Origin of the sequence: Chamaesiphon sp. OTE_8_metabat_110, from assembly GCF_031382685.1 — a bacterium.
GTDB lineage: Bacteria > Cyanobacteriota > Cyanobacteriia > Cyanobacteriales > Chamaesiphonaceae > Chamaesiphon.
The window spans coordinates 1-7,556 of the sequence record NZ_JANMZA010000121.1 but is presented as its reverse complement, the minus strand read 5'-3'; the positions used below and the strand labels follow the sequence as shown (position 1 = coordinate 7,556).

Sequence of the window (7,556 nt, the reverse complement as noted above, 5' to 3'; positions counted from 1 at the left end):
CTCGCTTTAATTATCTCAGCATTATGCTCGATCTGCTCGATCTAGAGGTAAATTCCTTAATCCTTCCACTAGTACAAAAGGTTTACTTGTCCCGATCGAATAAAAAGTGGGATGCTCCCGTGGCAGATTTGCTTGCATAGTTAGATTTCCTGGCTGCTGGAGTTGGACAAACGAGTTCGAGCACCTATTGCGTGTAGCGAAGCTAGCATATTAAATCTGGACGCATGATTTACAACGATTAGATACTTATTATCCACTGTACTACCGAATTGGAAATCGGGTTTGTTTTTCTAAATATCTATCGATCGACAGATATTAATTGACTGAAATATTAAGTCGAATATATCGATCGGTTGATTTTTTTGCTTTTTAGATTAATTTGGGTTTGTAGTAGTTAATCAATCGCATCTTATCTACAACCCGATCGAATACTATTGAAACTGTAGAGCGATCGCCACAAGAACCATTCAATCTGTTAGATGACAATATATCAGTTACGTTAGAGAGATACTTATCGATTGTCAAGCTAGATAATTAAGCAATAGATATATGAAATTCCGGCAGGAAACCATCCTCGTTTTCGGTGCAACAGGCCAGCAGGGCGGATCTGTGGCAAAGGCTTTACGCTCGCATGGTTGGCGGATTAGAGCATTGGTTCGCGATCCGACTAGCGATCGGGCGAAGGCACTCGTAGACCAAGGGATCGAGCCAGTTCGCGGCGACCTAGCAGACATCCCATCGATCGAGGCGGCGATGGTAGGTGTCTACGGTGTTTTCAGCGTTCAACCCAGCTCTGGTCAAGGGGCAGCCTATGGTGTGACCGACGAAGATGAGATCCGCTATGGGAAAGCAATCGCCGATATTGCCGTAGCAAGCGGTGTTCGTCATCTCGTCTACAGTTCCGCAAACGCTGCGGGGGCGACCAAAACCGGAATCGGGCATTTTGATACCAAAAGTGAGATCGAGGCGCATATTCGCAATCTAGAGATCGTCAGCACCATCATCCGTCCGAGCGCGTTCATGGAAATCTTGACACTACCTGGGATGGGTTTAGATAAAGGCGAGTTCTCGTTCTTCATGCAACCAGATCGATCGATGCAATTTATCGCAGTTGAGGACATTGGCAAGATTGTCGCTGGAATTTTTGCCGATCCCGCGAAGTTTGGAGCGCAGACGATCGAAATTGCTGGCGATAGCGTGACGGGAACCGAACTTGCCGAAAAATTTAGCCAGACAGCAGAACTTCCCATTACCTATCATCGCTTTCCTAATAGCTTGCTCAAAGAGAATGCTTTCCTCGGCGGTTTAGCTAGACTTGTCGATCTAGGTCGTCTAGCTGGTAATGCAGATATCGCGTCACTGCGAACAGAATTCCCCGGACTACTCATGATGGACGAGTGGCTGGCGGGTGCTGGCAAGCCCGCGCTGCTAGCGGCAATTCAAGCTAAAGGTGGCGAGGTTGCACTACGATAAAAGTAACAGGCGATCGAACACTTGTGTCTAAAATGTGGGTAGGGGTAATTCATGAATTACCCCTACCCACATTTTAGGCAATACTATTGCAAAATCATGACTTCACAATCTTCAAAAGTCGCATTTCTGACAGGATCTACTTCAGGTATCGGTCGAGCTACGGCTCAAGAATTAGTCAAACACGTATCGATTTTGATTTTACCCGTTCGCAACCTTACTAAAGGTCAAGATCTCAAACAAGAACTTCTAATAATTAACCCAAGCTGTCAAATCGATCTTCATCAGTGCGATCTAGAATCGATCGAATCCATGAAAGCTTGCGCTAATACTATTGCTAGCAAATACGAAGCGATCGACATTCTGATTAATAATGCGGGTACTTTTGATTATCAATGCCACTTTACTAATGATGGACTTGAAAGTCATTTCGAGGTAAACCTATTATCTCAATATATATTCAATATGATTTTCAAACCACTTGTACTGAGGTCTAGCCAAGGGCGAATAATTAACTTTTCAGGTCTTTCACATAAAGCAGGTAAGTTTAATCTGGCATATATTCAAGACCGAAACAAATCACCAAAGAGTTTACTGAATACAATTAGTCTGTGTGCGGATAGTTGCTTATACCGCAATTTACTTACTTTTAAACTCGCCAAAGATTTTGAGAATACAAAAGTAACCGTCAACTGTCTGCATCCAGGATCGATTAAAACCAATATCGGCAACGATAATATCAGCTTGACTGGCAAAATTATCGCGCCGATTTTTAATCTTTTTACTCAGCCAGCGATCGAAGGTGCTAAAACATCTTTACATTTAGCTTTATCAGATGAGGGTGGACAAATTACTGGCAAATACTGGTCTAATTGCAAGATCGATAAACCTTCAGAACTTTCTACCGATATGGATGTGGCCGAACAATTAGTAGCTAAGTGCCAGCAGCTTACCAAAGTTTAAAAATATTTGCCTCTCTAGGTTTCGGCGTTGCTGATGAAAACTTGTCAGAATCTGACGATTTTAGAATTAATAAACTGTTTTGGGGTCATCCCAGTCAGCCGCTTACAGTGATAAATCAGATGGCTCTGACTAGAAAACCCCACTTGCTCTGCAATACTCTCGATCGACAAATCTGCATTTTTTGTCAGCAGCAGTTTTGCCCGTTCTACTCGCTGGGTAATTACATATTGATGCAGTGAAATTCCTGTGGCTTGTTTGAACAAACTGGCAAAGTAAGTAGGGCTGATATTAATACTACTGGCAATTTGAGTCATTGATAGATCGCCATTGAGATTGTCATGAATATAATCGATCGCCTGCTGTAATCGAGTCTGATTTCGGCTGTGGCGATCGGCGATTATCGTTCCGTTTGCATGTCTCGTTTCAAGCATAGGCTCCGCCAAGATTTGCTGCGAATTGCCATAGTGTTGCAGCAAATGAATAGTCAATAATTGAGTTAATGATTCAAGATACAATTCACCCATGATGCCGCCAGACTTTAGCTCTGCCAAGAGCATCATGGCGATCTGTTGCAGATATGGCTCGGATTGAGTCAGGCAGCGTACCAAATCGAGCTGATGCGGTAACGCAGGATTTATCCCCGATCCTGCCGCAGTTGCCACGAGTAATTCGGGCTGTAAATAGATACATAGAAATGACAATGGGCGATCGTCTACCTGCGGCTGCCAGTATGTTAGTTGTCCTGCTGGCACAAAAGCTAAATCGCCCTTTGAGACGAACGATTCAGGCGGGAGATCGTCGGTATCTTGGGCAACATGAATGGGTTTACCCAAGGGAAAATACAACCAATGAGTTGATAAAGCGGGAATTTTTTTGACGGTATAGTTTAATGGGCATTGATGATATTCGAGGGAGAAGCCTTTGCCAGTTACTTGCTGGCTCAATAACCGCTGAGATTTATCTGTAGATCCAGATTCAATATTACTATTTGTCATAAGTGGTCGTTGTCATGCTTATGCTGATATTTATGGACGTTTGGGATCTGAATAGAAGTAATAATCCGCAGTGTAGGGCACGGGAATTTCTGTATTTAGACGACCGCGATTGCAATCTTTTGGCGAGTTGCCACCAGTTGTATTCAGACGCTGCACCCATTTTATAGTCACAAAATATTGAGAGTAATTACATGAGTAGCTACGTTTAGATCGGAAGCTAATAACTACTCATTTTGTTTCGCTGTCCATATATCTATTGAATTCCATCGATAACTAAGTTATTGCCTAAGAATGCCTGAATACACCTGATTTAGCTAGATTGAGTGACTGGACAACCGATCTACTAAACTGCCATGCTAGATTTAAAGTAACCAGCGCGAAAAATTTCATGTCCAGATCTCTGAAAATCCGATCGGATTGCCTTAATCAAGTCAAATTAGCACTCGGACGAAATGGCTTCTCTAGCCAACGAGCCTTGGCTGAAGATGCTGGATTTTCCCTAGCTACGGTGAGTAATTTTTTAAATGGCAAACCTGTTGACTACATCACGTTTGAAGAACTCTGTCAACGGTTGGGACTGGATTGGAAAGAGGTTTATACGCTGGATGCGGTTGCCACCGCACATATCGTTGGCGGAGCCGTTCCAACAGAGAATCGAGATGATAACTCAGCAGATGCCATTAGTTATGTCGATCTCGATCCAGATCCATTGCCGAGATACCCTAATGGTGCCGTCCCGATTGGATCGCCGTTTTATTTAGAGCGCGTGCCTTTTGAAGCCCAGATCGATCGCGAAATTCGCAAACCAGGCGCATTGGTGCGGATTAAAGCACCGAGAGAAATGGGTAAAACATCCCTGCTGTTGAGGACTCTCGCTGCTGCCAACCGCCTGGGTTATCAAACTGTCCACCTGAATATCGAGCAAACTGATGAAGCAATTTTGAGCGATTTGGAACGATTCTTGCGCTGGATCTGTGCGAATGCGGCAATTCAACTGCATTTAGAACCGAGGCTAGATGAGTATTGGGATGAAGATCTCGGCAGTAAAATTAGCTGCACTGCTTATTTCCGTAACTACCTACTGCCCGAAATTTCTACTCCCTTAATTTTTGCCCTAGATGAAGTCAATCAAATTTTCGAGCATCCTCAAGTTGCCAAGGATTTCTTACCGCTGTTACGCTCGTGGTTTGAAGAAGCCAAGATCTATCCACTCTGGCAAAAACTTCGACTAATTGTGGTACATTCCACCGAAATTTACGTTCCCCTGCAACTCAATCAATCACCATTTAATGTGGGATTGCCAATTCAGCTCAATACATTCGATCGAGTGGCAGTGCAGGAATTAGCTAGGCGTTATGGACTCGACTGGGAAGATGGTTCACAAATCGAGCAATTGATGGATCTAGTCGGCGGACATCCGATGTTGGTCAATATCGCCCTCTATCACTTGAGTCGTGGCGATCTCACCCTGACACAACTACTGGAAACTGCCCCCACGGCTACCGGAATTTATAGTTATCACTTACAGACTCATCGGGTAGTCTTGGCAGCGCATCCCGAATTAGCCGTCGCCCTCGATGCTGTGCTGAGTGCTGCCGAACCGATCGCACTCGAATCAATTTTGGCTTATAAATTAAATAGTCTCGGACTGATCGAACGATCGGGCGATACCGTTGTTCCTGGTTGTCAGTTATATCAACGGGCTTTTACAGCCTAATTTGAGAGGAAATTAAATGCTCGAAAATCGCAAGTTAGGCGACAGGTTTACAATATTGCTAGCGATTATTTTTGCGATCGGGACGATTTCTGGTGGTATTTTGTTGACTAATATTGCCCAAAACGAAACAACTAAAAATATCGTGATGCGGGCGGAAATGTTCATCCAATCGATGAACGCATTTAGAGACTATAACAGCCAAAGTGTCGAACCAATCCTCGAACGTCAATTATATACTTCGCCAACATTCATTCGTGAAAGTATTCCACCCTTTGCTGCCAATGCGGTGTTTGATATCTTTCGCAAACACCCTGAATATCGAGATTTTCTTTACAAAGAAGCAACTCTAAATCCAACAAATCCGCTCGACTTAGCCGACGAATTCGAGCGTCGGCTCGTGAATCAATTTCGCACTCAAACTAGTCTTAGCAAGCTCTCTGGCTATCGCGAGATCGACGGCAAAAAATTGTTTTACATCGCTCGTCCCCTCGCAGTAAAAAACAAAAGCTGCTTGCTATGTCACGGCACTGTCGCAGCCGCACCAAAGAGCTTAGTGGCTAGCTACGGCACTGCCAACGGCTATGGTTGGAAACTGAATGAAATCGTTTCAGCTCAAACAGTCTACGTCCCCGCTGGCGAATTAATGTCTCAATCGCGATCGTGGTTTGCTTTAATCATGGGAATTTTTGTGGCAATTTTTGCAGTTGCTACCTCGTCGATTAATGTCTTATTGCAACGCACCGTAATTAATCCGCTCAAACAACTGACGGAGATCGCTCAAAAGTTTTTTGGTACGGAAGCCATGACGGTGGCTCAGGCAGAGACGTTCAGTACGCCATCTTTGCTCAAAGTTGCCCGCCGGATCGATGAAGCAGGACAGTTAGCCAGAGCCTTTCAACACATGGCTAACGAGGTAGTTATCCGCGAGCAAAATCTCAGTGATGCTGTCGCCGAGCGCACTCAAGAACTCTCGCAAACCCTGGGAATTCTCAAAGCTACCCAAGCAGAACTAGTCTTTGAAAACGAGTTACTCCGCAATTTCGAGCACACCGATACTTTTGATTATCAAATTGGCGGTAGTCTGCCGATGGATGCACCTACTTATGTTGTCAGATCGGCCGATCGCTACCTCTATAAAGCCTTACGACAGGGCGAATTTTGCTATGTCCTCAATCCCCGCCAGATGGGTAAATCGAGCCTGATGGTGCGGATGATTAAGCATCTTCAGCACGAGGGTGTTTGCTGTGCGCCGATCGATATGACACGGATTGGCAGCGAATACATCACGCCGGAACAATGGTATAAAGGATTTGCGTTCGAGCTATGGCAACGATTCGATCTACAATCCAAGGTTAAATTCAAAGTCTGGTGGCAAGAGCGCATCGATCTGTCGCCAGTGCAGCGGTTAGGTGAATTTATCGAATCGATCGTCTTAGTTGAAGTCGGTACGCCATCGACTCAAATTGTCATTTTTATCGATGAAATCGATAGCATTTTGGGCTTAAATTTCTCAGTCAATGACTTTTTTGCCCTGATTCGTTCTTGTTACAATCAGCGCACGATCGATTCAAGCTATCAACGCTTGACTTTTGTGCTATTTGGGGTAGCTGCGCCATCAGATTTGATTACTAATACCCAGATTACCCCGTTTAATATCGGTCGATCGATTCATCTAGAGGGCTTTAAAGAACACGAAGCCCAGCCCCTACTCCAAGGATTGGCACAGAAAGTCGGCAATCCCCAAACTTTACTCAAAGAAATCTTGGCTTGGACGAGCGGACAGCCATTCCTGACTCAAAGATTGTGCAACCTGATTCGCAACGCTACTTCGATCGTTCCTGCCCACGGGGAAGCTCAATGGGTTCAGCAACTAGTTCAAACCCAGATTGTCGATAACTGGGAAATTCAGGATGAGCCAGAACATCTCAAAACTATCCGCGATCGACTCCTCAAAAGCGATCGATCGAGTCACTTATTGGAGCTTTACCATCAAATTTTAGGACACCAAGTAGTCGCTACCAATAGTCTCATCGAGCGAGAGTTAATCCTATCAGGGCTGATTGTCGAACAGCAAGGATTATTACAGATTCAAAATCGAATTTACGCCACAATCTTCGATCGACGTTGGCTCGATCGATATATCTAGGTTCCCAATCTCTCTAAAGCCATAAGAGTCGGATTTGGCAGAGCTGACGCGACACGAACGATATTAATGAGCTTCTGTCCTAGATTGGTCACTATCGTGATAATCGATCGAGATTAGCGATTCGTCAAAGGCGAGTCTCTGCCATCGAACATCGCGTCGATCGTCTCTTGATAGCGTTCCATCACAACTAGGCGACGAATTTTCATCGTCTGAGTGAGTAGTCCATTCTCGATCGAGAATGGCTCGGCAATTAGTTCGATCGTGG

5 protein-coding genes and 2 pseudogenes are annotated in these 7,556 nt (G+C 44.6%); 5 read left to right on the top strand and 2 right to left on the bottom strand.

The window, feature by feature from the left end; all coding sequences use genetic code 11:
* Positions 1-549 precede the first annotated feature (549 nt).
* Positions 550-1,473: an NmrA/HSCARG family protein gene (locus tag RMO52_RS04310; RefSeq protein WP_310411203.1), complete on the top strand. Its 924-nt coding sequence runs from the start codon at positions 550-552 to the stop codon at positions 1,471-1,473.
* A gap of 96 nt (positions 1,474-1,569) precedes the next feature.
* Entirely contained in the window at positions 1,570-2,433 is an 864-nt protein-coding gene (locus RMO52_RS04305; protein WP_310411200.1) for an SDR family NAD(P)-dependent oxidoreductase, read from the top strand.
* Between the two features lie 44 nt (positions 2,434-2,477).
* On the opposite strand, the gene RMO52_RS04300 is transcribed toward RMO52_RS04305, so the two are convergent.
* Together RMO52_RS04300 and RMO52_RS04295 are read right to left on the bottom strand one after the other, a co-directional pair.
* Positions 2,478-3,428: an AraC family transcriptional regulator gene (locus RMO52_RS04300; protein WP_310411198.1), complete on the bottom strand. Its 951-nt coding sequence runs from the start codon at positions 3,426-3,428 to the stop codon at positions 2,478-2,480.
* A gap of 30 nt (positions 3,429-3,458) precedes the next feature.
* A complete protein-coding gene (locus tag RMO52_RS04295; protein WP_309743193.1) occupies positions 3,459-3,599 on the bottom strand; it encodes a DUF3455 domain-containing protein in 141 nt (46 codons plus the stop codon).
* Positions 3,600-3,816: 217 nt separating this feature from the next.
* On the opposite strand from RMO52_RS04295, the gene RMO52_RS04290 reads away from it, so the two are divergent.
* The 3 genes and pseudogenes from RMO52_RS04290 to RMO52_RS24625 form a co-directional block, all read left to right on the top strand.
* Complete coding sequence (locus RMO52_RS04290) at positions 3,817-5,145, top strand: AAA-like domain-containing protein (protein WP_310411195.1); 1,329 nt, start codon at positions 3,817-3,819, stop codon at positions 5,143-5,145.
* 16 nt (positions 5,146-5,161) lie between these two features.
* Positions 5,162-5,764, top strand: a pseudogene (locus RMO52_RS24630) (DUF3365 domain-containing protein); the annotation flags it as partial.
* Positions 5,765-6,070: 306 nt separating this feature from the next.
* Positions 6,071-7,291 (top strand): annotated as a pseudogene (locus RMO52_RS24625) (AAA-like domain-containing protein); the annotation flags it as partial.
* Positions 7,292-7,556: the final 265 nt, after the last annotated feature.